We start from the raw sequence: 24,193 nt of genomic DNA, 5'->3' as shown, positions 1-24,193 counted from the left end.
ATGTCCGCCGTGTCCGCCGTGGTCGTGTGCTCCGTCGCCGCGGGCCGGGCGCGGCTGACCGTTCCCTGGGTGCGAGCCCGCCCCGGCAGCGCCGGACTCGTGGACGAACGCCTGACCGGCGTCAGCGGGTTCCGCGCGCTGCGGATCTTCCCGCGCACCGGCAGCGTCGTGATCTGGATGGAGCCGGACCGCCTGGACGTCGACCGGCTGGTGGCCGCGCTCGAAGAACCCCCACCCGAGTCCGCGCCCGCCACGCCCACCCGCTCCGTACCCGACTCCTCCACCGGCGAGGTCGCCCGGCTGGTCGTCGGAGGCGCCGTCCTCGCGCTCGTCGCGCTGCGCCGCCTGCTGCGCAGACCACGGATCACCCTCGGCTCCTCGGGCTTCCTCGGCGCGGTCACGGTCTTCACCGGCCTGCCCTTCTTCCGTGGCGCTCTGCGCTCGCTCCGTGGCCGCAGTTCGCCGGGGACGGACACCCTCGTCACCGCGGCGACGGTCATCTCGCTGGTGCTGCGCGAAAACGTCGTGGCCCTCACCGTGCTGTGGCTCCTGAACATCGGCGAGTTCCTCCAGACGCTGACCCTGCGCCGCACCCGGCGCGCCATCGAAGAGCTGCTCACCATCGGCGAGGAGCGCGTCTGGCTCGTACAGGAGGACGGCGCCGAAACCGAGGTGGCGCTCGAAGACGTGCGGCCGTTCGACGTGGTCGCGGTGTACGAGCACCACAGGATCCCGGTCGACGGACACGTCGTCGCCGGCGAGGCCCTGGTGGACCAGGCGGCGGTCACCGGTGAGGCGCTTCCTGTGTACGCCCGTTCCGGCTCCCACGTGTACGCCGGCACCATCGTCACGTCCGGATCGCTCCAGGTCCGTGCCACCTATGTCGGTGCCGACACCACGGTCGGCCGGATCATCAGCCGCGTCGAAGAGGCCCAGGCGGACCGGGCGCCGATCCAGACCGTCGCCACCCGCTTCACCCAGCGCTTCGTCCCCGTGTCCTTCGCGCTCGCCGCACTGACGTACTTCGTCACCCGCGACGCGAGGCGCGCGATGACCATGCTGCTGATCGCCTGCCCGTGCGCGGCCGGCCTGGCCACGCCCACCGCCATCAGCGCCGCCATCGGCAACGGAGCGCGCCGCGGCACGCTCATCAAGGGCGGAACCCACCTGGAGGGCGTCGGGCGCGTCACCGCCGTCGTGTTCGACAAGACCGGCACCCTGACCTTCGGGCGGCCGCTGGTCACGAGCGTGGTCACCCTCAGCGACAGGTTCAGCGCCGACGAGGTGCTCAGCCTGGCCGCCTCCGGGGAACTGCACGCCCGGCATCCGCTCGCCCAGGCCATCGTCGCCCGTACCGAGGAACAGCACCTGCACGTTCCCATCCACCAGGCCTGCGAGGTCGTGCTCGGCATGGGCATGCGCGCCGAGCTGGACGGTACGCGCCTGCTGGTCGGCAGCCCGGCTCTGCTGCGCCGGCACGGCGTCGAGCTGACCCAGGACGCCCAGGGGTGGACGCAGCGGCTGCGGGGCGGCGGCGAGACCGTCATCTGCCTGGCCCACGACGAGGACCTGATCGGCATGCTGGGGGTCTCCGACGCCGTACGGGCGGGCGCCGGGACCGTCATCGGGCAGCTGAGAGAGCTCGGTGTGTCACGCCTGGTGCTGCTCACCGGTGACGCTCCGGAGACCGCGCAGGTCGTCGCCGACGCGCTCGGCATCACCGAGGTGCACGCGCACGCGCTGCCGGAGGGCAAGCTCCAGCTGATCCGGGACCTCCAGGCCGAGGGCCACACCGTGGCGATGGTCGGCGACGGCACCAACGACGCCCCCGCGCTCGCCCTGGCCGACGTGGGGATCACCATGGGCGAGCACTCCTCGCACGTGGCGCTGGAAACCGCCGACATCGCTCTGGCGGGAAACGACCTGCGCCAGGTCGCCGCCGTCGTCGAACTCAGCCGCCATACGCTGCGCGTCGTACGCCAGAACTACGGTCTGGCCATCGGCGTCAACCTGCTCGGCCTGCTCGCCGGCGCCGGAGGGTCCATGAATCCCGTCCTCGCCGCGCTGTTGCACAACACCAGCAGCATCGCGGTCGTCGGCAACTCGGCCCGGCTGGTCAACCACACCCCGCACCTCCCCCGCGAGGCCGAAGAACGGCTGAGCGCCGCGCCCCTGGAGGACCGCCGCGTGCGTTGACAGCGGTGCCTGCCCCGCGGGGCAGGCGGTGCCGGCCGCGACGGGTGCCGTCCCGCATGCGCGCGCCGGAGACGGCGCCTAGCGTGGGTCCATGGACGCGGGCGCAGGGGGTGGCGAGGCGGCGGAGTACTGCCGCTGCTGGGAGCGGAAAGATGGTGTGGCCTGCTGCTTTTTCGAGGCGTACGGGTCCGTGCTCGGCCTGGGGGGCTTCGACTGGGACCTCGACAGCGGACTCACGCGGATGGACGATTCCGCTCTCGCCGTGTTCGACCTGCGCCCCGACGAGTACTCCGGCCGTCCGGAGGAGCTCGCGGTCCGCGTGCCGCCCACCGAGGCCGCCCGCCTGGACGCCCGGGTCTCCGAGGCGCTGAAGAACGGCAGCGTCACGTACGGCGCCTACTTCCGCATCCGCTGCCGGGACGGGGCCCTGCGCTGGACCCATACCCAGGGCTGCGTAAGCCGTGACGACACCGGCCGGCCCCGCCGCATCATCGGCGTCGTCCGCGACGCCACCCAGGAACTCGCCGACTCCACCGACCGGCTCGAACACGACGCGGAGCGGCGCCGCAGGACCAGCGTGGTCCAGGGCACCACGGCCGCCCTCGCCCACGCGCGGACCGTAAAGGACGTCATCGACGTACTCAACGACTCCCAGGGCCTCGAGAATCTCGGGGTGACCAGCATCGTGATGGGTCTGGTCGAGGCCGGCCGCATCCATCTCGTCGCCGACGGTCCCGACGGTTCCTTCGTGCCCGGCACCCGCTACACCCGGATCGACGAGCAGTACCCGATGAGCGAGGTGGTCCGTACCCTCGCACCACGCTTCATCGAGTCGCCGGAGGACTTCGCCGCCTCCTACCCGATCCTGTGGCCGCACATCAGGGGGCTCGGCATCACCTCCGCCGCCTATCTGCCGCTGATCGCCCAGGCCCGGCCGGTCGGCGCGCTCGGCCTGCTCTACGGCGACCGGATCGGGTTCACCTCCGACGAACGCAACCTCCTCATCGCGCTGGGCAGCAGCATCGCGCAGAGCCTCCAGCGCGCCATGCTCTTCGAGCAGGACAAGGACCTGGCCGAGGGCCTCCAACAGGCCATGCTGCCGCGCCGCATTCCCTCCGTCCCCGGCGCGCAGATCGCCGTCCGCTACCGTTCGGCCCGCCTCGGCCGCGACATCGGCGGCGACTGGTACGACGTCATCCCCCTGCCGGGCGGACGCGTCGGCGCGGTCATCGGCGACGTACAGGGCCATGACACGCACGCCGCCGCCGTCATGGGGCAGCTGCGCATCGTGCTGCGCGCGTACGCCGCGGAGGGGCACACCCCGGCGACGGTCATGGCCCGCGCCTCCGTCTTCCTCCACGAGCTGGACACCGAGCGCTTCGCGACCTGTACGTACGCCGAGACCGACCTGACCACCGGAGTGGTCCAGCTCGTCCGGGCCGGCCACATCGACCCGCTCGTGCGCCAGGCCGACGGCACGTGCCGCCGGCTGCCCGCCGACGGCGGCATGCCGCTCGGCCTCTCCGCGGAGTTCGGGCAGCTCGAATACCCCGTCACGACGGCCGAACTCGACCCCGGCCAGACGCTGCTGCTGTGCACCGACGGGCTCGTGGAGCTGCCGGGCGCGGACCTCGACGACGGCATGGAGATGATCTCCGACCTGGTCCGCAGCGGCCCACGCGACCTCCAGCAACTGGCCGACAAACTCTGCGAAGTGGTCGACGAGCGGGGCGGCGAGGACGATGTGGCACTGCTCCTCCTGCGCCGCGAGGGCGCGGACGTACCGCGGGCCGGCGGGCGCCTTCAGCAGCACGTCGCGCAGAACGACCCGGAAGCGCTGAGATCGGCGCGGCACATGGTCCGCGCGGCGGTACGGGCGTGGGGCGCCCGGGAGCGCGCGGACGAGATCGAGCTGGCCGCCGACGAACTGATGACCAACGCGCTGATGCACACGGACGGCGGGGCCGTCATCACCGCCCGCGTGCTGACCGGCGCCCAGCGCAGGCTGCGGATCGAGGTCGAGGACCGCTCCAGCGCCCTGCCGCGCCGCCGGGAGGCGGGGGAGGCGGGCGTGTCGGGGCGAGGGCTGATGCTGGTCGACCGGCTGTCGGACGTGTGGGGCGTGGAGTCGCGGGGGAGCGGCAAGTGCGTGTGGTGCGAGTTTGACTTGCCCGACCGGCTTTGAGCGCGCCTGACCGTACCGTTCGGTAACGGTCTGTGGTTCAAACGTACTTGACCGTAACCGACCGTTCGGGATTGACTGCGGCTCTCCACCGGCCTCCGACGACGTGAGGGCTCATTGAGCACCGAGCTTCTGGCACCTCTTGATCTGGCGTTCTGGCACCTCGAATCCACCGAACATCCCATGCACCTCGGCGCGCTGGCCCTCTTCGAGAGCGACGGTGAAGACGACTGCGACTGCGACTCCGTCGCGAAGCTGCTCGCCGAGCGGGCCGCTGCGATCCCCCGGCTGACAATGCGCGTACGCCCCGTGTGGCTGCCCGTCGGCGGGGCCGCCTGGTCCACGGCCAAGGACTTCGACGTACGCCGGCACGTCCGGCAGATCCGGCTGCCCGACGGCGACTTCGCCGCCCATGCCACCGAGATCGCCGGGGAACTGATGGAACAGCCCCTCGAACGCGGGCTGCCGCCCTGGGAAATGTACGTCCTGACCGCCCCCGGGTCCCGCGCCTTCGCCGTCCTCGTCAAGCTGCACCACGCCCTCGCCGACGGCATGCGCGCCGTCGCCATCGGCGCCGGCATCTTCGACCAGATCGCGGGAGCCCGTGCGGCGGGCGCCAGGCGGGAGCGCAGTGTGCCGCCCCGGTCCTGGCTGCCGGGCCCGCACCAGGTCGTCGGCTTCGCACGCGACCGCCTCGAAGAGGTGGGCCGGGCCGTCGGCATCGGCGCGTCCGTGATGCGGGCGAGCAGGTTCGACCTGTGGGGGGCGAGTGCTCTCGCTTCGGGGTCCAGCGGTACGCGGCGGCTCGGCACCGCCGTGCTCGGCCTCGACGACGTACTCAAGATCCGCAGGGTGGCGGGCGGCACGGCGAACGATGTGCTGCTCGCCGTCGTCGCCGGAGGGCTGCGCCGCTGGATGCTGGAGCGCGGCGAACCGCTGCCCGGAGCGGACCCGCGTGCCCTGGTGCCGGTCTCGCGGCGCCGCCCCGGCAGCGCGGCGGCCTCCGGCAACCGGCTCTCGGCGTACCTCCTGGGCCTGCCCGTCTCCGAGGCCGACGCCTGGGCGCGGCTCGCCTCGGTGCGCCGGGCCATGGACCGCAACAAGGCCGAAGGGCCGGGGCGCGGCGCCGGAGCGGTCGCCGTACTGGCCGACCACCTTCCGCCGCTCGCCCACCGGTTCGGCGCCCCGATTGCGGGCAGCGCGGCGCGGATGCTCTTCGACGTACTCGTGACGAGCGTGCCGCTGCCCCGCTCCACCCTCTCGCTGGGCGGCAGCCCGCTGCGCGCCATCTACCCGATGGCGCCGCTGGCCCGTGGCCAGTCCCTGGCCGTCGCCCTTTCGACGTACGGCGGCCAGGTGCACGTCGGCCTGGTCGCGGACGCCGAGGCGGTCCCCGACCTGGACCGGCTGGCCGGGAGCATGAGCGGTGAACTGGCAACCCTGCTGCGGGCCGCCACGGGCTGAGGCACGCTGGGAACATGCCTGAGCTGCCGGAAGTCGAAGCACTGCGAGAGTTCCTCAACGAGCACCTGGTCCGCCGGGAGATCGCACGGGTTCTCCCGGTGGCGGTCAGCGTCCTCAAGACGTACGACCCGCCGCTCTCTGCACTGGAGGGCGCCACGGTCACCGCCGTCGGCAGGCACGGCAAGTTCCTCGACATCGGCGCGGGCGGCCTGCACCTGGTGACCCACCTCGCCCGGGCGGGCTGGCTCCGCTGGAAGGACGACCTGCCGGCCGAACCGCCGCGCCCCGGCAAAGGGCCGCTCGCGCTGCGCGTCGCCCTGGCGGACGGCGCGGGCTTCGACCTCACGGAGGCCGGTACGAAGAAGAGCCTCGCCGTCTACGTCGTATGCGACCCCGCCGACGTACCGGGCATCGCCCGGCTCGGCCCCGATCCGCTCGCCGACGACTTCGGGCGCGACCGGTTCGCGGAACTGCTGAACGGGGAACGGCGGCAGCTCAAGGGCGCGTTGCGCGACCAGAGCCTGATCGCCGGCATCGGCAACGCGTACAGCGACGAGATCCTGCACGCGGCGAAGATGTCGCCCTTCAAGCCGGTCGCGAACCTCACCGACGACGAGATCACGAAGCTGTACGGGGCCATGCGCGCCACGCTCGGCGAGGCCGTAGAGCGCGGGCGCGGGGTGGCGGCGGGCCGGCTGAAGGCGGAGAAGAAAAGCGGGCTGCGGGTCCACGGCCGGACGGGGCAGGCGTGTCCGGTCTGCGGCGACACCATCCGCGAAGTGTCGTTCAGCGACTCGTCGCTCCAGTACTGCCCCACCTGCCAGACAGGCGGCAAACCACTGGCGGACCGCAGACTGTCACGCCTGCTCAAGTAACGCGACCGACCGTGCCCGCGACCCGGCGCGTGCGTCCCGCGTGCGGGTACTCGGGTGCCCGTCTCCGTACCGCGCCGCGCGGCGAAGTGCCGCGGCTCACGCATCGATTGTGACCAGGCGCCTTCCGTCCAGAGTGCGGACCTCGAAGCGGTCGATCTCGTCGCTGCGCAGGGCCGAACCGCCCCGCGTGCGCAGTGGTTCCTCGTGGCCCTCGACGCCCGGCATCCCGTAACCGCCCGGCGGCACCGCCCAGGTGGTGACCGTCTGTTCCTCGCCGTCCTTGCCCACGGCGATGAGTTCGCAGGTCAGCGGCCCTTCGACCCGCGCCAGTTCGAGCCCCACCCCCGACCCCCAGCCGCGCTTTTGGAGCGCGACGGACGCCGAGACGCCGGAGGCCGGGTCGGTGGCGGCGTACCGCAGCACCGTGCCGCCGTCGTCGTCACCGGCCCGCGCCTGAAGGCCCAGCGCCGCCACCGGACCGGCGATGATCAGCGCCGCCGCCGCGGCCACCAGCCGCAAGCGCCGCCTGCCGCGGCGCCGGCGGCCCGCCGCGACGCTGTCGAGCAGCCGGTCCAGCAGCCCGGCCGTGGGCGGCTCGGGCAGAGTGACGCCGATGCCCCCGCCGGGGTGGGCGTACGCGGCCAGCGTCGACTCCACGCGGGCGAACTCGCTGAGCCGCACGGCGCACGTCGCGCAGTCGGCGAGATGTTCCTCGAAGCGGAACGAGTCCGCCGGATCGAGGACGCCGAGCGCGTACGCGCCGACGTCCCGATGCCGCTGGTCCGTACTCATGGGGCAATTCCTAGGGGGCTCGCGTGGTTCGTGGGGTAACCGACCGGTCATCCTCAGGTACGGAAGCCGCAGGGCATTTGCTCACGCCAAGAGGGGATCCGCCCGGATTTCCGTGGGGCCCGCAGACCGCCTCCCGCCCCCGGGCACGACGACGGCTGACCGCACGCGCGAACCGGCCCCGTATGTCCAGGTCACCCGGCCTGCTCCTACACTCCCACCATGTTGCGTGCACTGGCTGTCGACGACGAACGACCGGCGCTGGAGGAACTCCTCTACCTGCTGCGCGCCGACCCCCGCGTCCGCAGCGCCGAAGGGGCCACCGACGCCACCGAGACCCTCCGCCGGATCAACCGCGCACTCGACGCCGGCCCCGACGGGGACGACGCCATCGACGTCGTCTTCCTCGACATCCACATGGCCGGACTCACCGGCCTCGACGTCGCCAGGCTCCTCGCCGGCTTCGCCCGCCCGCCGCTCATCGTCTTCGTCACCGCCCACGAGGGCTTCGCCGTCCAGGCTTTCGACCTCAAGGCCGTCGACTACGTCCTGAAGCCGGTACGCAGAGAACGCCTCGCCGAAGCCGTACGCCGCGTCTGCGACCAGGTCGAATCGATCCCCGCCCACACCGCGGCGGCGTCCCCGCCCGTCGCCCCGCCGCAGACCGCCGCCGCCGACCAGATCGCCGTCGAGCTGGGCGGCGTCACCCGCTTCATACCGATCGACGACATCGCGTACGCCGAGGCACAGGGCGACTACGCACGCCTCCACACCCACACCGGAAGCCACCTCGTACGCATCCCGCTCTCCACCCTGGAGGAGCGCTGGGCCGCCCGCGGCTTCGTCCGGATCCACCGCCGCCATCTGGTCGCCCTCGGCCGCATCGACGAACTCCGGCTGGACGCGGGGGCGACGACCGTACGCGTCGGCGACGCCGAACTCGCGGTCAGCCGCCGCCACGCGCGCGAACTGCGCGACCTGCTGATGCGCCGCGCACGCGGCTGACCGGCGGCGGTGGCCCTGCCGCTGACCGCTGACCCGGCCCGCGCCGCCGTTCACCGCCGTTCACCTGCCGCTTGCCGCACTTGATCCGCCGACGGCCCGTACGGCCCCCGCGCGCCGCCTACGCTCGGTCGGGCCACCGTCACAAGGAGCCCGGATGTCCGAACTCGACGCGCTGCTGGAGGAGCTCCGCGGCCTGCCGCCGACCCGGCCGTCCGACGCGCGCGACCTCGAAGCGCTGCTGACGAGGGTCAAGAGCGCGGCGGGCCGCTGGGCCGATGTGCTGTACGAGGTGCGGGAGTCCGCACAGAGCATCGCGGGCCCGCGGACCGCCGCCGCCCTGGAGATCGCCTTCCGCAGGGCGGAGGAGTCGTACGTCGAGCTGGAGCTCGCGCTGAACGACTGCGGCGAAAGCCGCCGAAAGCCCGGCCGCTGACCCTGTCCCCGCGTGGCCACCGCTGCGTAGACTCGCGCCGATGTCCGCAGATCAGCCGCCCCCAGCCCGGCCGCCGCGCCGCGAAACCGTCACCGGCGTGCCCCGCAGCGCCCGGCGTCCCCCCGGCCATGCCCCGGCGCGGTCCGAGATCACGGAGCAGACGACCCTCGGCGCGACGTACGTACGCTCCCTGATGCGCAGCCAGCTGCGGACGGCACTGATCTCACTGGGCGCGCTCGTGCTGCTCGTCGGCTCGCTGCCGCTGCTGTTCTCGCTCCCGGAGGTCTTCACCACCTCCGACCTGCCGTCGCCCGCACCCTTCGTCTGGGCCGTGCTCGGCGTGGTGGTCTACCCGGTCATGTGGCTGATCGCCCGCTGGTACGTCCGGCGCGCGGAGCGCAACGAGCACGCGTTCAGCAAGCTCGTCGAGGGGCGCTGACCGGCCGATGCTGTGCCGTCCCGGGAGACACCCCCAGTGAACCAGGCGTACGCGGTGGCCGCCGTCACCGTCGTCGTGCTCGCCACTGTCCTCATCGGCGCGCTCGGCCTGCGCATATCCCGTACTACCTCCGACTTCTACGTCGCGTCCCGCACCGTGAAGCCGGGCCTCAACGCCGCCGCCATCAGCGGCGAGTACCTCTCCGCCGCCTCGTTCCTCGGCATCGCGGGCCTGGTCCTGCTCCAGGGCCCCGAAATGCTCTGGTACCCGGTCGGGTACACCGCTGGGTATCTCGTCCTCCTCGTCCTCGTCGCGGCCCCGCTGCGCCGCTCGGGCGCGTACACCCTCTCCGACTTCGCCGAGGCCCGGCTGGAATCGCCGCAGGTCCGCAGGCTCGCCAGCCTCTTCGTCGTCGGCATCGGGTGGCTGTACCTGCTGCCCCAGCTCCAGGGCGCCGGCCTGACCCTCGAAATTCTCACCGGCGCGCCCGACTGGGTCGGCGGCCTCGTCGTGGCGCTCGTCGTGACGGGGGCGGTGGCGGCGGGCGGCATGCGCAGCATCACGTTCGTGCAGGCCTTCCAGTACTGGCTCAAGCTCACCGCACTGCTCGTCCCCGCCCTCTTCCTCGTCGTCGCCTGGCTGGGGGACGACGCGCCGCGCGCGCGGTTCGCCGAGCCCGCCACCTTCCGCGAGCACACGACCGTACGGGTCGACGACACCGTACGCATCGACCTCGACCGCCCGCTGCGCGTCACCGTGACCGGGACCGTCGACGACCGCCGCCACGACCGGGAGCCGGTCGCCCTCGACGCGGGCGTCCACCGCATCGGGGCGGGTACGGAGCTGGGCTTTCCCGCGCACGCCCGGGTCCCGCAGAAGGCGGGCAGCGAGCGGACGGGGGCTTCCAGCTGGTCCCAGCCGCTGGCCAGCAGCCGCGAGGAGCACCCGCTGTACGCGACGTACGGGCTGATCCTCGCCACCTTCCTCGGCACCATGGGCCTGCCGCACGTCGCCGTGCGCTTCTACACCAGCCCCAACGGCACCGCCGCCCGCCGCACGACCCTCGTCGTGCTCGGCCTGGTCGGCGCGTTCTACCTGCTGCCCCCGGTGTACGGCGCGCTCGGCCGGATCTACGCCCCCGAGCTGGCCCTCACCGGGGAGGCGGACGCGGCGGTACTCGTCCTCCCGGACCGGATGATCGGCGGCGTCGGCGGCGACCTGCTCGGGGCGCTGCTCGCGGGCGGGGCGTTCGCGGCGTTCCTGTCCACCGCGTCGGGGCTGACCATGTCGGTCGCGGGCGTCCTCACCCAGGACGTCCTCCCGTCCCGCGGTGTACGGCACTTCAGGCTCGCCACCGTCATCGCCATGGCCGTGCCGCTCGGCCTGGGCATCGTGACGGTCGACGTACCCGTCGCCGACGCCGTGGGCCTCGCCTTCGCCGTGTCCGCCTCCTCGTTCTGTCCGCTGCTCGTGCTCGGCATCTGGTGGCGCGGGCTCACCCCGCCGGGCGCGGTGGCGGGGCTCGTCGTGGGCGGCGGGGCCGCGCTGACCGCCGTCATGGCGACCCGGGCCGGGCTGCCCGCAGACGGCTGGTCGCACTCGCTGCTGGCCTGGCCCGCCGTCTGGTCGGTGCCGCTCGGGTTCCTGACGATGGTGCTGGTGTCACTGGCGACCCGAGACCGTATACCTGCCGGGACGGCCGCCACCCTGGCCCGGCTCCACCTCCCGGAGGACCTGATGGCGAAGGACAGCACCGGCGTGAGCGGGGGAGCGGGGCAGCGATGACCGGGATCGAGATCGCGGCGCTGGCCGCCGCGGGCGCCGTACTCCTCGCCGCGGGCATCGTCCTGGGACGCGTCACCGCCCGTCACGGGCGCGGCGAGGACCTCGACCTCGGTACGCCCGTCGAGCGCGCCACCTTCCACACCCTGCACACTGCCTCGCTCGCCGCGCCCCCGCTGCGCGCCGGTCTCACGGAGGACACGGCCCGCAAGGCCGCCCGCCGGCTGCGTTCCCTGCTCGGCACGGAGGCGCTGTGCCTCACCGACCGCGAGCGTGTGCTCGCCTGGGACGGACCGGGCGGCGCTCACCACGGGGAACTGGTGATGCGGCGCGTACGGGAGATGCTCGACACCGGGCGCAGCCAGAGCGTACGCAGCGACTGCGACGACCTTCAGTGCCCGCTGAGGTGGGTGGTGATCGCGCCGCTGACCGGGGAGGAGGGGGTGCTGGGCGCACTCGTCGCGTACGGGTCACGGGAGTCGGCGGTGCTGGTCCGGGCGGCGACCGAGGTGGCCCGCTGGGTGTCCGTACAACTGGAACTGGCCGAGCTGGACCGCTCACGTACCCGGATCGTCGAGGCGGAGATCCGCGCCCTGCGCGCCCAGATATCACCGCATTTCATCTTCAACTCGCTGGCCGCGATCGCCTCGTTCGTACGGACCGATCCCGAGCGTGCCCGCGAACTGCTCCTCGAATTCGCCGACTTCACCCGTTATTCCTTCCGCAGGCACGGCGACTTCACGAATCTCGCCGACGAACTGCGCTCCATCGAGCAGTACCTGGCGCTGGCCGGAGCCCGCTTCGGTGACCGCCTGAAGGTGACCCTCCAGGTCGCTCCCGAGGTGCTGCCCGTCGCGCTGCCGTTCCTCTGTCTCCAGCCGCTCGTGGAGAACGCCGTCAAGCACGGGCTGGAGGACTCCAGGGACGAGTTCAAGGTCACCATCGCGGCCCGGGACACCGGCGCCGAGGCCATGGTCGTCATCGAGGACAACGGCGTGGGCATGGACCCGGAACGGCTGCGGCAGATCCTCGCCGGCGAGCACACCACGTCCTCCGGCATCGGCCTGTCGAACGTCGACGACCGGCTGCGGCAGGTGTACGGGGACGACTACGGCCTCGTGATCGAGACGGGCGTGGGCGCGGGCATGAAGATCACGCTGCGGTTCCCCAAGTACCGCGCGGGCGTGCATGCGGCGGCGCCCGCCGGGCCCGGTCGCGATCCCGGTCGCGATCCAGGTCAGAAGAGGTGGATCGCGAGATGACCGAGAGGCAGCCCCAGCTGCCAGGCCGGCGTCCACACCTTCTGGCTCTCGTCCACGCCGAGATCCGCCGCCTGGTGCGAGGGGATCGCGCCGCCGAGGTCGGCCGCGAGGAGTTCCGTGCCGCTGAGCCACCGCCATGACGCCAGGGCCAGTTCGAGATCGGGGCTGATCACTTCCCGGCGGCGGTCGGCGGCTGTGCGCTCGGCGAGTCTTTCCCGTACCCAGGTCTCCCAGGGGTGGCCGTACGTGGTGAGCGAGAGCCATTCGTCGAGGCTGGTGACGACCCGGATGCCGGACAGCTCGTCGGAGCTGTCGGACAGATAGATGGTGAGCGCCAGGGTCTCGCGGCCCGCCCGGAACTCGATCGTGCCGGGTGGGATCAGGTTGCCCGTACGGAGCAGCTCGTCGGCGATGTACTCGGCGTACAGCCAAGCCATCGGTACCGCGAGCCTGCCTCCGCTGGTGCCATTCGTACTCTCGGGCAGCACAGCACTCCACCTTCTCCCGCCACTGATCTGTTCTGTTTCTTCGGGGCACCGCCGAGCCTTCACTCTCAGAGACGCACAGCGTGCCGTCTTTACTCAACTTGGCGCTGTGGTTTCGAAATCGGCCCGCTCTGCACGGGTACGGAGGGTGAAGACCTGGCCTGCGGGGCGGGTGGTACGAGAGTGCCTCAGGCGGCGTCGCGGCCGTACCCGGGAAGCACCTTCCGCAGCGCGCGCAGAGCATAGTACGTACGGGACTTGACCGTGCCAGCCGGTATGCCGAGCGCTTCGGACGCCTCCGCCACGGACCGGCCGCGGAAGTAGACCTGGGTCAGCACCTCACGGTGCTCGCCCCGCAGCGCCTTGACCGCCCGGCGCACGTCGAGCGCGGTCACTGAGCGTTCCTCGTGGTCGCCGGGGAGCGCGGACTGCTCCAGTACGCCGTCGCCGACCTCGTGCGGCCGGGCCCGGCGGGCCCGCCTGGCGTCGATGGCGAGCCTGCGGCCCACCGTGAAGAGCCAGGGGCGCATCGAGTCGTGGTCGCTCGCCAGCGCCTCGGGATGCTGCCAGGCCCGTACCAGGGTCTCCTGGAGGAGATCCTCCGCGCGCTGCCTGTCGCCGTACGTCAGGCCCAGGAGGAAGCCGAAAAGCGCCTTGCCGTGCTCGCGCTGGAGGTCGGCGATGGTTCGTTCGTCGGTGTGCTGCTCGATGGAGGAAGTGGAGGAAGTCACCGTTGACGCCCCTTCGGGAGACCGGGTGGCCGATGGCCTGACGGCGGCGAAGATAACCGCCGCCCGCCCGGCGCGCGGCGGTGCGGGACGCGGCGGCCGAACGGGCGGCAGGGGCCGTGCGGTGAGCGGTCGAACGGTGCGACGAGTGGCACGACGAACGGTCGTCACCGCGCGTCTGTTCCAGTGACGGCAACGGCCGTGTCCCTTGACTTACCGACAAGCCCCGTATGGATTCATTTCAGCAAAAGTCATACAAGCGGAAAGTCGGTTTGATGGTGAAGCGAAAACTGCACGGGGCGGCGGCCATGGCCGCGGTGCTGATCGGGAGCGTCACCGCATGCACCGGACCACTGACGGAGTCCTTGCCGCCGGGCTCCGAACGCGAGGCTCCGCTGGCCGCCGGCAGCGGTCACGGCGAGCAGCGGGGCTTCACCCTCGTCGCATCGGGCGACGTACTGCCGCACGCGTCGATCATCCGGCAGGCCGCTGCCGACGCGGGCGGCAACGGCTACGACTTCGCGCCGATGCTGGCGGGCGTGAAGTCGGTCGTCTCCGAGGCCGGCGTGGCGATCTGCCACATGGAGACGGTGTACGGCCCGGACGGCGGCCCGTACACCGGATACCCCAACTTCAAGTCGCCTCCCGAGGTGGCCAAAGGCCTGAGCTCCACCGGCTACGACTCGTGCTCCACCGCCTCCAACCACAGCCTGGACGACGGAGCCGAAGGGATCGACAGGACCCTCGGCGCGCTCGACAAGGCCGGCGTCCGGCACGTGGGCTCGGCCCGCACGGAGGCCGAGTCGCGCGAACCGGCCTGGCTCAAGGGCGGCAGCGCCAAGGTCGCCCAACTCGCGTACACCTACGGCACGAACGGCTACCCGATGCCGGAAGGCCGGCCGTGGGCGGTGAACCTGATCGACCAGGAGAAGATCGTCGCCGACGCGAGGGCGGCCAGGAAGGCGGGCGCCGACGTGGTCGTCGTCTCGATGCACTGGGGCACGGAGTGGCAGGACGAGCCCGACGCGCAGCAGCTGCGGCTGGGCAAGGAGCTCACCGCGTCGAAGACGGACGACCGCCCCGACATCGACCTGATCATCGGCACGCACGCGCATGTCCCGCAGGCGTACGAGAAGGTCAACGGCACCTGGGTCATCTACGGCATGGGCGACCAGATCGCCGGTCCGATGGTCAACCACTCGGGCGCGTACGACCCTCGCGGCAACCAGGGCACGATCGGCCGCTTCACCTTCGCGCCGCCGGAGCGGGAGGGGCAGCGCTGGGAGGTGAGCAAGGCGGAGTTCATCCCGCAGTGGTTCGACACGGGGGCGGGACGCGTGGTGAACCTCAACGCGGCGATTGCGGGGGGCGCGGACCATGTGGCTGTGCGGGACCGGATCCGGGAGGTCGTGCTGAGCCGGGGGGCGGGGAAGCAAGGCCTGGCGATGGGCCAGTAGCCCCGGGGCCGGACCCCGGCGGGCCCTGGCCCTGCGGGGCTTTTTCCCCTACCCGCCCCTTCCCGAACTGGGGCTCCGCCCCAGACCCCGGACGCCCTACGGGCGTGTCCTCAAACGCCGGACGGGCTGGATGGTTGCCGCAAACCAAATCCAGCCCCTCCGGCGTTTGAGGAGCGGGGCCTGGGGCGGAGCCCCGGCTCCCGATCGCCCGCTACTCCTCGCCCCGCTCCTCCGCCGACGGCCGTGGCGTCTTCGCCAGCGCCGACTTCCGGTACGAGTAGGCGAAGTAGATGATCAGTCCGAGCGCGAACCACGCCGCGAAGCGGAGCCACGTCTCCCACGCCAGGAACGTGATCAGCCAGATCGAGAACACCACCCCGATCGCCGGCACCAACGGCATGCCGGGGGTGCGGAAGCTGCGCGGCAGCTCCGGCCGCCGGTAGCGCAGCACGATCACCGCCGTGCACACCACGGCGAACGCCAGCAGGATCCCGATGTTGGTCAGTTCGGCCGCTTCACCGATCGGCAGGAACCCGGCGATCAGCGCCGACGCGACCCCCACGATCCACGTCACCCGCACCGGCACGTGCCGCGTCGGATGCGTCTTGGCGAACCAGTGCGGCAGCAGCCCGTCGCGGCTCATCGAGAACCACACCCGCGTCACACCCAGCATGAAGGTGAACATCACGGTGAGGATGCCGATGATGGCGCCCACCGCGATCACATCCGCGAGCGCGCCGAGGCCCACCGACTGGAAGGCCGTGGAGAAGCCGCTCTCCGGGTCGACCTCCTTGTAGTTCTGCATGCCGGTGAGCACCAGGGTGGCCAGCACGTACAGCACCATCGAGATCGCGAGCGAGTACATGATCGCCTTCGGCATGTGGCGCTGCGCGTCCTTGGACTCCTCGGCCGCCGTCGACATGGCGTCGTACCCGAAGACCGCGAAGAACACCGTCGCCGCGCCGGTGAACGCACCACCGACCCCGAAGGGGAAGAAGGGGCTGTAGTTGCTGGTGTTGATGTGGAACACACCGACGCCGATCACGAGCAGCACGACCAGGACCTTCAGCACCACCACGACCGTCTCGAAACGCGCCGCGTTCTTGATGCCCAGGGTCAGCAGATACGCGATGAACAGGCACAGCACCGCCGCGAACAGGTCCACCCGGTGGCCGTCGCCGGTGCCGGGCGCGCCGAGCATCCAGGTGGGCAGCTCGGCGCCCAGGTCCTTGATCAGGAAGTTGAAGTAGCCGGAGATGCCGATCGCGACCACCGCCACGATCGCCGTGTACTCCAGCAGCAGGTCCCAGCCGATGAACCAGCCCGCGAGCTCACCGAGCACCACATAGCCGTAGGTGTACGCCGAACCGGCCTTCGGGATCATGCCCGCGAACTCGGCGTACGAGAACGCCGCGGCCGCGCTCGCCACACCCGCGATCAGGAAGGAGATGAGGACGGCGGGGCCGGCCGTGCCGTTCGCGACCGCACCGGCGAGGGTGAAGATGCCCGCGCCGATGATGCCGCCGACGCCGATCGCGGTGAGCTGCCAGAGCCCGAGTGTTCTGGTCAGCCGTTCGCTCGCGTCGCCTTCTTCGATCTGTTCGATGGGCTTGCGGCGCAGTACGCCTTGTCCCATCCGCAGTCCGGCCATGAGCCACACCTCCGCAGAGACCATCGGCTGATGGCGGCTCATGATGGCCCAGGTGCGGGCGTGACGAAAGGCGACGTACGCCAAGTGGACTCCCCGGCGTCCGGGCCCCGCGGTGGCTACGGCACGACCGTGACCGGCCAGCGCCCCGCCTTCACCAGACGCAGCGCCACCGAGCCGATGAACCGGTGGCCCGCCGACTCCGACGCCCCGACGATCACCGCGTCCGCCTTGAGCTCGTCGGCCGCCGTCACCAGGCCGTTGTACGGGTCGCCGCGGAAGGTGTGGAACTCCCAGCGCACCTCGAAGGTGCCCTTCGTCCGCTCCGCCGCCGCACGGACCTCCGCCATCAGGTCCTCGGCGATCTCCGCGGTCGTACCCGCGACCGGCACGCCGAGCGAGGCTCCCGCCGGCATCAGCGGCTGTACGTACACCAGAGCCAGCAGCGCGTTCTGCCGCCGCGCCAGGCCCGCCGCGTACGCGGCCGCGCGCAGCGAGGAATCCGATCCGTCCAGGCCGGCGACGATCACCTTGGGGCCGTCGGTGCCGCGTTCGAACTGATGGCGTTGCTGCTCCGTCACGGGAACGAGGCTATCCGGCACCGACCGGCTCGTCCCATCGGGTACTTCGGCTCCCGCCGCCGGTGTGGGTGGGGCTCCGGCGGCTGCGGCCGTGCGAGCTATTAGTCATGAAAAAGGATCAGATGCCTCCGGAGCGCAGGGCGATACTGCGCCTCGCCGCCTGCCTCGGAGCGGCCACCGCCGTAGGGTTCCTCGGCCCGGACACCGCCCAGACGCCGGGACGCCACCCCTCGGGCCCGCCGCCGCCGGCGGCGGGGCCGCAGGCCGGTGCGCCGGTCAGGGCCTCGGCGTACCGGCTGCGGCCCATGACGGCGTACACACCACCGCGGTTCAGACCCGCCCGGCCGCCGGTGCGCCGCAAGCCCTTCCTGCGCATGGCCGGGATCGGCCGCGGCATGGTGCTGACCTTCGACGACGGGCCCGACCCGCGCTACACCCCCGACATCCTGCGCACGCTGCGGCGCTACGACGTGCGCGCGATGTTCTTCGTGTGCGGGGAGATGGCCGTCGAGAACCGTGACCTGTTGCGCGAGATGGCCGAGGATGGCCATGTCGTCGGCAATCACACCTGGTCGCATCCGCTCGTCCCACGGCTGTCACCGGCCGGCATCCGCGCCGAGCTGGGGCGTACGAGCGACGTGGTCGAGCAGACCATCGGGCACGCCCCCGCCTGGTACCGCGCACCGTACGGGGCCTGGAACCGCCGCTCGTTCGAGATCGGGGCGGAACTCGGCATGGAACCGCTCGGCTGGACCCTCGACACGCTCGACTGGCGCGAGCCGGGCACCGGGGCCATCGTCCGCAGGGTGCGCGGCGGCGCGGGCCCCGGCGTCGTGGTGCTCTCGCACGACGCGGGAGGAAACCGGCGGCAGAGCGTGGAGGCACTGCGGACCTATCTGCCGGAGCTGCTCGACGCGGGGTACCGGATCACGGTGCCGAGCGCGGCTCCTCGGGCGTGACCTCGGGGGGTGATCTCGGGGTGAGCTGAACGCCCGGCTGGTCTTCACCCGTTCAGCGGGTGGCGACCAGGTGGGCGAAGACGACGACATTGCCGGTGTAGCCGTCCGCCTTCGAATAGCCGCCGCCACAGGTGATCACGCGCAGCTCCGGCCTGCCCATGTCGCCGTACACCCGGGGTCCGGGGAACTCCTCCTTGGGGAAGACCTCGACGCCGTAGACCTCGAAGACGGCGGCGCGGCCGTCGTAGCGTGCCACCTCGATGAGCTGGCCCTTCTTGAGCGAACCCAGGTTGTAGAACACGGCGGGCCCGACGGCGTTGTCGACATGGCCGACGATCACCGAGGTGCCCCGCTGGCCGGGGGCGATGCCGTTCTGGTACCAGCCGGCGAGGTTGGGGTCCTGCGGCGACGGTGCGTCGATCCAGCCCTCGTTGTCGAGCCCCACGTCCACGATGGGCGCGTCGACGTGGATGTCGGGGAGGCGGATCCGGGAAGCCGGGGCGTACGGCAGGGGCTGGACCGAAGAGGGGTGCGAGGTCCGGGCGCCGTCGACCTCGGAGCGGCTGTTCAGGGCGGCGGCCGAAGCGGGCTGCGGGGGGCCGAGCGACGCATCGGTGCCGTTGCGCATCAGCGCAAGGCCGGTGAGCATGACGAGGGCCAGGAGCCCCCACGGCGAGCGTTTTCTCGGCTCCGAGCCGTTGTACTCCTGGCCCATGGTGCTCCCTTCGACGCGTCTGTACGGACGCTAAGCGCGCGGGGTGGGGGGCGGCGAGACGTGAAGGGCGAACGGGTGGCGCGGCGCCACCGCGGTGACCCATCCGGGTAGCTCGTCGTACAAGATATCTGACGGTCTGTGACCTGCGGCTCCGTCAGGTCCGGGCGCGCCGCACCGGCGTGTCGCCTCACCGGGGTGGACCAGCCCGAAATGCGGTAACCGCGCGCCCCGGTGAGTCTTCGTCATGGGAGGCGTTCTCGTCGATCTTCCCGGAGCACCGCTCCGGGGCGCCGTCCCATGGAGGTTCTACGATGCGTGCTTCACGCGCCTGCCTGGTGACCGCGGCGGCCTGCGCCGCGGTCGGACTCGCCGCCCCGATCGCCACCGCCACCAACGGCCCGAGCAACGTCAACGTCAACCCGTTCAGGGTGCACCAGGGTGCCGTGCTGACGATCAGCGCCTCCGGGTGCGGTCACGGCGGCACCGTGACGTCCCACGTCTTCCAGCGGCCCGCCCATCTTCCGGCGAGCGACACCACGTCGTACGCCACCGCCAAGATCAGGCACAACGCCACTCCCGGCAACTACCACCTGGCCGTCAAGTGCAATGACAACCCGAGGATGAAGACCCACCAGTTCACCGTCGTCGCGGGCCGCGGCGCGCACGGCGGTATCGGCGGGTCGGTCGGCCCTTCCGACACGGAGATGAAGGTCGGGGCCGGTCTCGTCGCCGTGGCGGCGATCGGCGGCGGCCTCTTCATCGCGCGCCGGCGCCGCCTGAACCGCGCCGAGGTCTGAGCGCCAGGCTGTCCGGAGGCCCGTACCCACGTGAACGCCCGTCGCCCCGCGTCCTTACAAGGACGCGGGGCGACGGGCGTACGGGGCGGGCCGGTCAGTGCTGGCGACTGCTGCTGCGCCGGCGCAGTACGAAGATGACACCACCGGTGGCCGCGACGACCAGCGCCGCGCCGGCGGCGATCTCTCCGGCGTTCATTCCGCCCTGGCTGCCGCCCACACCACCCCTGGCGGGGCCGGCGGGGGAGCGGGTGACGGTGGCGGTGCGGGTCGGCCGGGCGGTGCCGGTGATGGTGAGCTGCGAGAAGGTCTGTCGGCCGTCGTCACAGGTGTACGTCACTCTGTACATGGCCCCCCGTTTCGCGTCCCAGTCGACCGTGGCGGTCGCCGGGCGCCCCTGAGAGATCCTGACGACGTCGAACACGGCCGAAGACACGTCCGCTTCGCCGTCGCACCCCGAGAGGGACAGGGTGACCTGTCCGCCCGGGGCGATGGTGGAAGGCGTGGCGGTGCCGACGAGCGTGGGCACTTTGTTGTCGACCGCCGAGGCGGCGGGGATGGTGAGCGAGAGAGCGGCGAGGCCGAGCGCGGCGGCCGATGTCACACGTATCGCGCGCATGGACAATCCTCCGGGTCCTCGAGGAGCAGCGGCGGAATTTTTATCCACACATGGCAGGAAATGCGCCTCGATACCCCGAACGCTAGGAGCAGTGGCGGCGACGCGCGATCACAGTCGCGCAAATGGGGTAGGCGCGTAGCGCCACCCGGTGCACCACCGGAGAGCCCGGCTACCTGGTCGCGTGCGGGAACAGGTCCAGGAACGGGCCGGCGGTGGCGGAGAGGCCGCGGCCGAAGGGGGCGTCGAAGTCCCAGATGAGGAAGAGCAGGAAGGCGATCAGGGCGCTGTAGAGACCGGCCAGGAACAGCTCGCGTCCCGTACGGCGGATCTGGAGGGCGAAGATCAGGCCGACCGCGACCAGGGCTCCGATGATCAGGCCGAACCACACGACCCCGGGCATGGTGGCCTCCGCGCCCTGGCCCCGTGCGCCCCGGGCGTCGTCCGCGGCGGCCACCTGGTCGACCAGGGGCTGGTACGCCTGGGCCTCGTGGTCGGTCTTCGGCACGTAGTCGGTGACGTCGCGGCGTACCTGGTCGAGGAGTTCGGTACCGCGCCCGGTCAGGCTGCCGTGGTCGGCCATGTGCCGCCATTCGGTGGTGACGACGTACGTGACGTACGCGTCGACATCGCTGCGGATACGGGCGCGGACCTCGGCGGGGTACACCTCCGAGCGGGCGCTGACCTCGTGCAGCGCCTGTGCCTCCTGGCGTACGGATTCCTGGGCGGCGCTGCGGCCCTCCCAGACACCGGCGATGGCGAGGCCGAGGACGATCGCGTAGACCACGCCGATCATCATCGTCATGTACTCGATGACGTCCGGGGTCTGCGACGGGTCGTCGTCATCGCCGAGGCGGCGGTTGTTGATGACGGTGATGGTGAGGACGACCGCGCAGGCGGACGCCATCGCGATGCTCAGTACGAGCCATTCCGACATGGGATTCTCCGTCGGCTAGCGGGAGCGGGGGCGCAGTACGGCGGCGGCGAACACCGCGGGGGCCGTGAGCAGGAGGGTGAGCGAAACCAGGGACGGGCCGTTCTGCGGCTCCTGGCGGCTGGCCTTGCGGTACACGGGGATGGCGACCGGTGTGGGGGAGGGCGGCTTCGGCCGGACGGACGGCGTGGGCTTGGGCTTGGGGGAGGGAGAGGGAGCGGGAGCGGGCTTGGGCGCGGGCGGCGGCGCCGGGGCGGGCGGTGGTGGCGGAGGGGGCGCCGGAAGCGCCGGTTCGGGCTCGACGGCAGGTGGCGGCGGAGGAGGCGGTGGCGGTGGCGGAGGAGGCGGTGGTGGTGGCGGAGGCGGTGGCACCGGGGTGGGGGTCGGCGGGGGCTTCGGTTTCGGGCCCGCCGTGCAGGTCGCGCTTCCGCCCACGGCGACCGCCGAGCCCGACGACAGCTCACCGCCGCGCGAGAGGGAGGCGTACGAACAGTTGTCGGCCGCCGCCGGTACGGGACTCAGCAGCAGCCAGATCAGGGTCACGACGCCCAACAGGCGTCCCAGGAGCGGAAGGTGCACGTCGGGGAGCATGGTCCGGGCGGGCCTCCGCCACGCGGCCGTCCGGCCCAATTCCCCTGATGGCAGGACTTTCGCGGCTTTGCGTTTGAGATCGCCCGGCCCGCCGCGGAGGTCATTGCGAAATTTCTGCGAACGCTTTGAACGCCCGGGCACATCCCGCCCGTACCTAGGGCCATGAGCGACGCACTGGAGCGTCGCAACACACCCTCGGTGCACAGGAGTCGACATGAAGACCTGGCGGAACGTCTCGCTCGCGGTGACGGCGGCGGCTGTGATGGCGCTGACGACGGCGTGCGGTCAGGACAAGGTGACCGAATCCCCCAACGGCCAGGCCGTGGGCAACGCCAACCCCGCGCAGCAGCCCGCCGACAGCGGTTACGGCTCCGACAAGGGCGGTTACGGTGACGACGCCGCCGGCGGCGCGGCCGCCGCGCCCAAGGCCGCGGGGCAACTGTCCGTCTGGGACAGCAAGAAGCTCGGCAAGGTGCTCACCGACAGCGAGGGCTTCACGCTCTACCGGTTCGACAAGGACACCGCCAGCCCGCCGAAGTCGAATTGCGAGGGCGACTGTGCGAAGGCCTGGCCGGTCGTGCCGGCGAGTGACGCCACGGCCGCCCCCGGCACCGACGCCTCGATGGTCGGCGAGGTGGAGCGGGCCGACGGCACCAAGCAGCTCACCATCGGCGGCTGGCCCATGTACCGCTTCGCCAAGGACACCAAGCCCGGCGACGCCAAGGGCCAGGGCGTCGGCGGCACCTGGTTCGCCTCCGCCCCCGACGGCAAGAAGGCCGCACCGGGCGCTGTGGGCGGCGACACCGGCGCCGGTGACGCGGGCGAGGCCGAGGCCGGGAACCCCGCCGACCTCGCGGGCATGTCCGTACGCAAGGACGCCAAGCTCGGTGACGTCGTGGTGGACTCCAACGGCATGACGGTCTACCGGTTCAAGAAGGACTCGGCCTGGCCGATGAAGACCGCCTGCACCGGCGCCTGCCTCGACAAGTGGCCGGTCGTTCCGCCGGTGGACAAGAACGACACCGAAGGCATCCTCAAGAAGGGCTTCGTCACCTTCGACCGTCCCGACGGCATCAAGCAGCAGACGATCGACTGCTGGCCCCTCTACACCTTCTCGGGCGACGCGAAGCCGGGTGACACCAACGGTCAGGGTGTCGGCGGCACTTGGTACGCGGTCTCGCCCGAGGGCAAGCTGGTCGGTGCGCCCAAGTAGTTCCGGCAGCGTCCCCGCGCTGTGGCGCCCGGCCACCCCGGCCCGTCCCTCCGCCCCGTGCGGCAGGGGCGGGCCGGTCGTTTGTGGCGCACATGCCTGCGGCGTGTGACCGAGAACGGACCGCCAATTTCCGTTTTTGCTCGCTCTGATGCCTGCCGATCAGTAGCCTCGGCTCGAACACCGGTCTAGGTCATGACCGGATGTCCCGTGGCGATGAGTTGGAGACATTGATGGAGCGACCCGCCTGGGCACCACAGGGCATCGACCTCACGGTGCCGAGCGTGTCCCGGATTTACGACTTCTACCTGGGCGGTTCGCACAACTTCGAGGCCGACAGGGAAGCGGCCCGCAAGGCAATGGAGTTCATGCCGGGCCTCCCCAAGATCATGCAGGCGAACAGGGCGTTCATGCGCCGCGCGGTGCGCTTCGCGGCCGACGAGGGCATCACCCAGTTCCTCGACATCGGATCCGGCATCCCGACCTTCGGCAACGTCCACGAGGTCGCCCAGGCGGCCAACCCCGAGGCCCGCGTGGCGTACGTCGACCACGATCCGGTCGCCGTCGCGCACAGCCGGGCCGTGCTCGCCGGGAACGACCGGGCCGGCATAGCCGCGGCCGACCTGCGCAAGCCACACGACATCCTGAGCAGCCCCGTCGTGGGCGAACTCATCGACTTCGACCGCCCGGTGGCGCTGCTGCTGGTGGCCGTACTCCACTTCATCGAGGACGCCGACGACCCGCAGTGCGCGGTGGACACCCTGCGCGACGCCCTCGCGCCCGGCAGCCTCGTGATCCTCACCCACGCCTCCTACGAGGGAGTCCCGCTCTCCGAGGAACGGGTGGGCGGCACGGTCGGGGTCTACAAGAGCATCAAGAACCCGCTGGTCATGCGCTCGCGCGAGGAGGTCGCGCGGTTCTTCGAGGGGTACGAGATGGTCGAGCCGGGACTGGTCCCGATGGCCGAGTGGCGGCCGGAGACCCCGCTCTCGCAGGAGGATCCGTTCGCCTTCTCGGGCTTCGCAGGAGTGGGACGCAAGGCGTGAGC

Annotated in this window: 23 protein-coding genes; 14 read left to right on the top strand and 9 right to left on the bottom strand. The window is 71.6% G+C overall.

Annotation, left to right across the window (positions count from 1 at the left end; all coding sequences use genetic code 11):
• The 4 genes from J7E91_RS06760 to J7E91_RS06745 all read left to right on the top strand — a co-directional run bounded on the left by J7E91_RS06760 (nucleotide 1) and on the right by J7E91_RS06745 (nucleotide 6,717).
• A complete protein-coding gene (locus J7E91_RS06760; protein WP_251015276.1) occupies nucleotides 1-2,196 on the top strand; it encodes a cation-translocating P-type ATPase in 2,196 nt (731 codons plus the stop codon).
• Between the two features lie 91 nt (nucleotides 2,197-2,287).
• Nucleotides 2,288-4,381: a SpoIIE family protein phosphatase gene (locus J7E91_RS06755; protein WP_214899944.1), complete on the top strand. Its 2,094-nt coding sequence runs from the start codon at nucleotides 2,288-2,290 to the stop codon at nucleotides 4,379-4,381.
• Between the two features lie 114 nt (nucleotides 4,382-4,495).
• Nucleotides 4,496-5,842 carry a wax ester/triacylglycerol synthase family O-acyltransferase gene (locus tag J7E91_RS06750; protein ID WP_214899943.1) on the top strand — a complete coding sequence of 449 codons (1,347 nt, stop codon included), beginning with the start codon at nucleotides 4,496-4,498 and terminating at the stop codon, nucleotides 5,840-5,842.
• Between the two features lie 14 nt (nucleotides 5,843-5,856).
• Complete coding sequence (locus J7E91_RS06745; protein WP_214899942.1) at nucleotides 5,857-6,717, top strand: Fpg/Nei family DNA glycosylase; 861 nt, start codon at nucleotides 5,857-5,859, stop codon at nucleotides 6,715-6,717.
• 96 nt (nucleotides 6,718-6,813) lie between these two features.
• Here J7E91_RS06745 and J7E91_RS06740 read toward each other — a convergent pair whose 3' ends face one another.
• Entirely contained in the window at nucleotides 6,814-7,509 is a 696-nt protein-coding gene (locus tag J7E91_RS06740) for a zf-HC2 domain-containing protein (RefSeq protein ID WP_214899941.1), read from the bottom strand.
• Between the two features lie 219 nt (nucleotides 7,510-7,728).
• Between J7E91_RS06740 and J7E91_RS06735 the strand changes: the two genes are divergently transcribed.
• From J7E91_RS06735 to J7E91_RS06715, 5 genes are all read left to right on the top strand, one after another.
• Nucleotides 7,729-8,511, top strand: a complete 783-nt coding sequence (locus J7E91_RS06735) for a LytTR family DNA-binding domain-containing protein (RefSeq protein WP_214899940.1) — start codon at nucleotides 7,729-7,731, stop codon at nucleotides 8,509-8,511.
• 154 nt (nucleotides 8,512-8,665) lie between these two features.
• Entirely contained in the window at nucleotides 8,666-8,944 is a 279-nt protein-coding gene (locus J7E91_RS06730; protein ID WP_214899939.1) for a hypothetical protein, read from the top strand.
• A gap of 40 nt (nucleotides 8,945-8,984) precedes the next feature.
• Nucleotides 8,985-9,383: a hypothetical protein gene (locus J7E91_RS06725; RefSeq protein ID WP_214899937.1), complete on the top strand. Its 399-nt coding sequence runs from the start codon at nucleotides 8,985-8,987 to the stop codon at nucleotides 9,381-9,383.
• Nucleotides 9,384-9,419: 36 nt separating this feature from the next.
• Nucleotides 9,420-11,168 (top strand): cation acetate symporter, encoded by a 1,749-nt coding sequence (locus tag J7E91_RS06720; protein WP_214899935.1) that lies wholly within the window; start codon nucleotides 9,420-9,422, stop codon nucleotides 11,166-11,168.
• Nucleotides 11,165-12,427 (top strand): sensor histidine kinase, encoded by a 1,263-nt coding sequence (locus tag J7E91_RS06715; RefSeq protein WP_214899933.1) that lies wholly within the window; start codon nucleotides 11,165-11,167, stop codon nucleotides 12,425-12,427. The genes J7E91_RS06720 and J7E91_RS06715 overlap by 4 nt, the downstream gene beginning before the upstream one ends.
• Here the strand turns inward: J7E91_RS06715 and J7E91_RS06710 are convergent.
• Entirely contained in the window at nucleotides 12,403-12,864 is a 462-nt protein-coding gene (locus J7E91_RS06710; RefSeq protein WP_214899931.1) for a hypothetical protein, read from the bottom strand. The two genes, J7E91_RS06715 and J7E91_RS06710, sit on opposite strands and share 25 nt — an antisense overlap.
• Nucleotides 12,865-13,100: 236 nt before the next feature.
• On the bottom strand, nucleotides 13,101-13,643 hold the full coding sequence (locus J7E91_RS06705) for a sigma-70 family RNA polymerase sigma factor (protein WP_214899929.1): 543 nt from the start codon (nucleotides 13,641-13,643) through the stop codon (nucleotides 13,101-13,103).
• A 272-nt stretch (nucleotides 13,644-13,915) separates the two neighbouring features.
• Here J7E91_RS06705 and J7E91_RS06700 point away from each other — a divergent pair, with 272 nt between their 5' ends.
• Nucleotides 13,916-15,097: a CapA family protein gene (locus J7E91_RS06700; protein ID WP_214899927.1), complete on the top strand. Its 1,182-nt coding sequence runs from the start codon at nucleotides 13,916-13,918 to the stop codon at nucleotides 15,095-15,097.
• Between the two features lie 211 nt (nucleotides 15,098-15,308).
• Here J7E91_RS06700 and J7E91_RS06695 read toward each other — a convergent pair whose 3' ends face one another.
• Together J7E91_RS06695 and J7E91_RS06690 are read right to left on the bottom strand one after the other, a co-directional pair.
• A complete protein-coding gene (locus J7E91_RS06695) occupies nucleotides 15,309-16,748 on the bottom strand; it encodes an amino acid permease (protein ID WP_214900008.1) in 1,440 nt (479 codons plus the stop codon).
• A gap of 116 nt (nucleotides 16,749-16,864) precedes the next feature.
• Nucleotides 16,865-17,326 (bottom strand): universal stress protein, encoded by a 462-nt coding sequence (locus tag J7E91_RS06690; protein WP_214899925.1) that lies wholly within the window; start codon nucleotides 17,324-17,326, stop codon nucleotides 16,865-16,867.
• A 107-nt stretch (nucleotides 17,327-17,433) separates the two neighbouring features.
• Between J7E91_RS06690 and J7E91_RS06685 the strand changes: the two genes are divergently transcribed.
• Nucleotides 17,434-18,285 (top strand): polysaccharide deacetylase family protein, encoded by an 852-nt coding sequence (locus J7E91_RS06685; protein WP_214899923.1) that lies wholly within the window; start codon nucleotides 17,434-17,436, stop codon nucleotides 18,283-18,285.
• 52 nt (nucleotides 18,286-18,337) lie between these two features.
• On the opposite strand, the gene J7E91_RS06680 is transcribed toward J7E91_RS06685, so the two are convergent.
• Nucleotides 18,338-19,000, bottom strand: coding sequence for a class F sortase (locus tag J7E91_RS06680; protein WP_214899921.1), 663 nt, complete (start codon nucleotides 18,998-19,000; stop codon nucleotides 18,338-18,340).
• Nucleotides 19,001-19,311: 311 nt separating this feature from the next.
• Here J7E91_RS06680 and J7E91_RS06675 point away from each other — a divergent pair, with 311 nt between their 5' ends.
• Entirely contained in the window at nucleotides 19,312-19,797 is a 486-nt protein-coding gene (locus J7E91_RS06675) for a hypothetical protein (RefSeq protein ID WP_214899919.1), read from the top strand.
• 94 nt (nucleotides 19,798-19,891) lie between these two features.
• On the opposite strand, the gene J7E91_RS06670 is transcribed toward J7E91_RS06675, so the two are convergent.
• The 3 genes from J7E91_RS06670 to J7E91_RS06660 all read right to left on the bottom strand — a co-directional run bounded on the left by J7E91_RS06670 (nucleotide 19,892) and on the right by J7E91_RS06660 (nucleotide 21,923).
• Nucleotides 19,892-20,413 carry a hypothetical protein gene (locus J7E91_RS06670; RefSeq protein ID WP_214899917.1) on the bottom strand — a complete coding sequence of 174 codons (522 nt, stop codon included), beginning with the start codon at nucleotides 20,411-20,413 and terminating at the stop codon, nucleotides 19,892-19,894.
• A 169-nt stretch (nucleotides 20,414-20,582) separates the two neighbouring features.
• Nucleotides 20,583-21,347, bottom strand: coding sequence for a DUF4239 domain-containing protein (locus tag J7E91_RS06665; RefSeq protein WP_214899915.1), 765 nt, complete (start codon nucleotides 21,345-21,347; stop codon nucleotides 20,583-20,585).
• 15 nt (nucleotides 21,348-21,362) lie between these two features.
• Complete coding sequence (locus J7E91_RS06660) at nucleotides 21,363-21,923, bottom strand: hypothetical protein (RefSeq protein ID WP_214900013.1); 561 nt, start codon at nucleotides 21,921-21,923, stop codon at nucleotides 21,363-21,365.
• Nucleotides 21,924-22,149: 226 nt separating this feature from the next.
• Between J7E91_RS06660 and J7E91_RS06655 the strand changes: the two genes are divergently transcribed.
• Both J7E91_RS06655 and J7E91_RS06650 read left to right on the top strand, forming a co-directional pair.
• Nucleotides 22,150-23,148, top strand: coding sequence for an SCO0930 family lipoprotein (locus J7E91_RS06655; protein WP_214899914.1), 999 nt, complete (start codon nucleotides 22,150-22,152; stop codon nucleotides 23,146-23,148).
• Nucleotides 23,149-23,378: 230 nt separating this feature from the next.
• The gene (locus tag J7E91_RS06650) at nucleotides 23,379-24,191 is read left to right on the top strand and encodes an SAM-dependent methyltransferase (RefSeq protein WP_214899912.1); all 813 of its coding nucleotides are present in this window, start codon (nucleotides 23,379-23,381) and stop codon (nucleotides 24,189-24,191) included.
• Nucleotides 24,192-24,193: the final 2 nt, after the last annotated feature.

Source organism: Streptomyces sp. ISL-99, assembly GCF_018614005.1.
In the GTDB taxonomy this organism is placed as follows: domain Bacteria; phylum Actinomycetota; class Actinomycetes; order Streptomycetales; family Streptomycetaceae; genus Streptomyces; species Streptomyces flavidovirens.
Note: the sequence above shows the minus strand (reverse complement) of the source record. Positions and strands in the feature narration are given on the sequence as shown.

Coding starts and splice junctions, on each gene's coding strand:
- J7E91_RS06760 (WP_251015276.1), top strand. CDS start 1: ATGTCCGCCGTGTCCGCCGTGGTCGTGTGCTCCGTCGCCGCGGGCCGG.
- J7E91_RS06755 (WP_214899944.1), top strand. CDS start 2,288: ATGGACGCGGGCGCAGGGGGTGGCGAGGCGGCGGAGTACTGCCGCTGC.
- J7E91_RS06745 (WP_214899942.1), top strand. CDS start 5,857: ATGCCTGAGCTGCCGGAAGTCGAAGCACTGCGAGAGTTCCTCAACGAG.
- J7E91_RS06740 (WP_214899941.1), bottom strand. CDS start 7,509: ATGAGTACGGACCAGCGGCATCGGGACGTCGGCGCGTACGCGCTCGGC.
- J7E91_RS06735 (WP_214899940.1), top strand. CDS start 7,729: ATGTTGCGTGCACTGGCTGTCGACGACGAACGACCGGCGCTGGAGGAA.
- J7E91_RS06730 (WP_214899939.1), top strand. CDS start 8,666: ATGTCCGAACTCGACGCGCTGCTGGAGGAGCTCCGCGGCCTGCCGCCG.
- J7E91_RS06725 (WP_214899937.1), top strand. CDS start 8,985: ATGTCCGCAGATCAGCCGCCCCCAGCCCGGCCGCCGCGCCGCGAAACC.
- J7E91_RS06715 (WP_214899933.1), top strand. CDS start 11,165: ATGACCGGGATCGAGATCGCGGCGCTGGCCGCCGCGGGCGCCGTACTC.
- J7E91_RS06710 (WP_214899931.1), bottom strand. CDS start 12,864: ATGGCTTGGCTGTACGCCGAGTACATCGCCGACGAGCTGCTCCGTACG.
- J7E91_RS06700 (WP_214899927.1), top strand. CDS start 13,916: ATGGTGAAGCGAAAACTGCACGGGGCGGCGGCCATGGCCGCGGTGCTG.
- J7E91_RS06695 (WP_214900008.1), bottom strand. CDS start 16,748: ATGGCCGGACTGCGGATGGGACAAGGCGTACTGCGCCGCAAGCCCATC.
- J7E91_RS06685 (WP_214899923.1), top strand. CDS start 17,434: ATGAAAAAGGATCAGATGCCTCCGGAGCGCAGGGCGATACTGCGCCTC.
- J7E91_RS06680 (WP_214899921.1), bottom strand. CDS start 19,000: ATGGGCCAGGAGTACAACGGCTCGGAGCCGAGAAAACGCTCGCCGTGG.
- J7E91_RS06675 (WP_214899919.1), top strand. CDS start 19,312: ATGCGTGCTTCACGCGCCTGCCTGGTGACCGCGGCGGCCTGCGCCGCG.
- J7E91_RS06670 (WP_214899917.1), bottom strand. CDS start 20,413: ATGCGCGCGATACGTGTGACATCGGCCGCCGCGCTCGGCCTCGCCGCT.
- J7E91_RS06665 (WP_214899915.1), bottom strand. CDS start 21,347: ATGTCGGAATGGCTCGTACTGAGCATCGCGATGGCGTCCGCCTGCGCG.
- J7E91_RS06655 (WP_214899914.1), top strand. CDS start 22,150: ATGAAGACCTGGCGGAACGTCTCGCTCGCGGTGACGGCGGCGGCTGTG.
- J7E91_RS06650 (WP_214899912.1), top strand. CDS start 23,379: ATGGAGCGACCCGCCTGGGCACCACAGGGCATCGACCTCACGGTGCCG.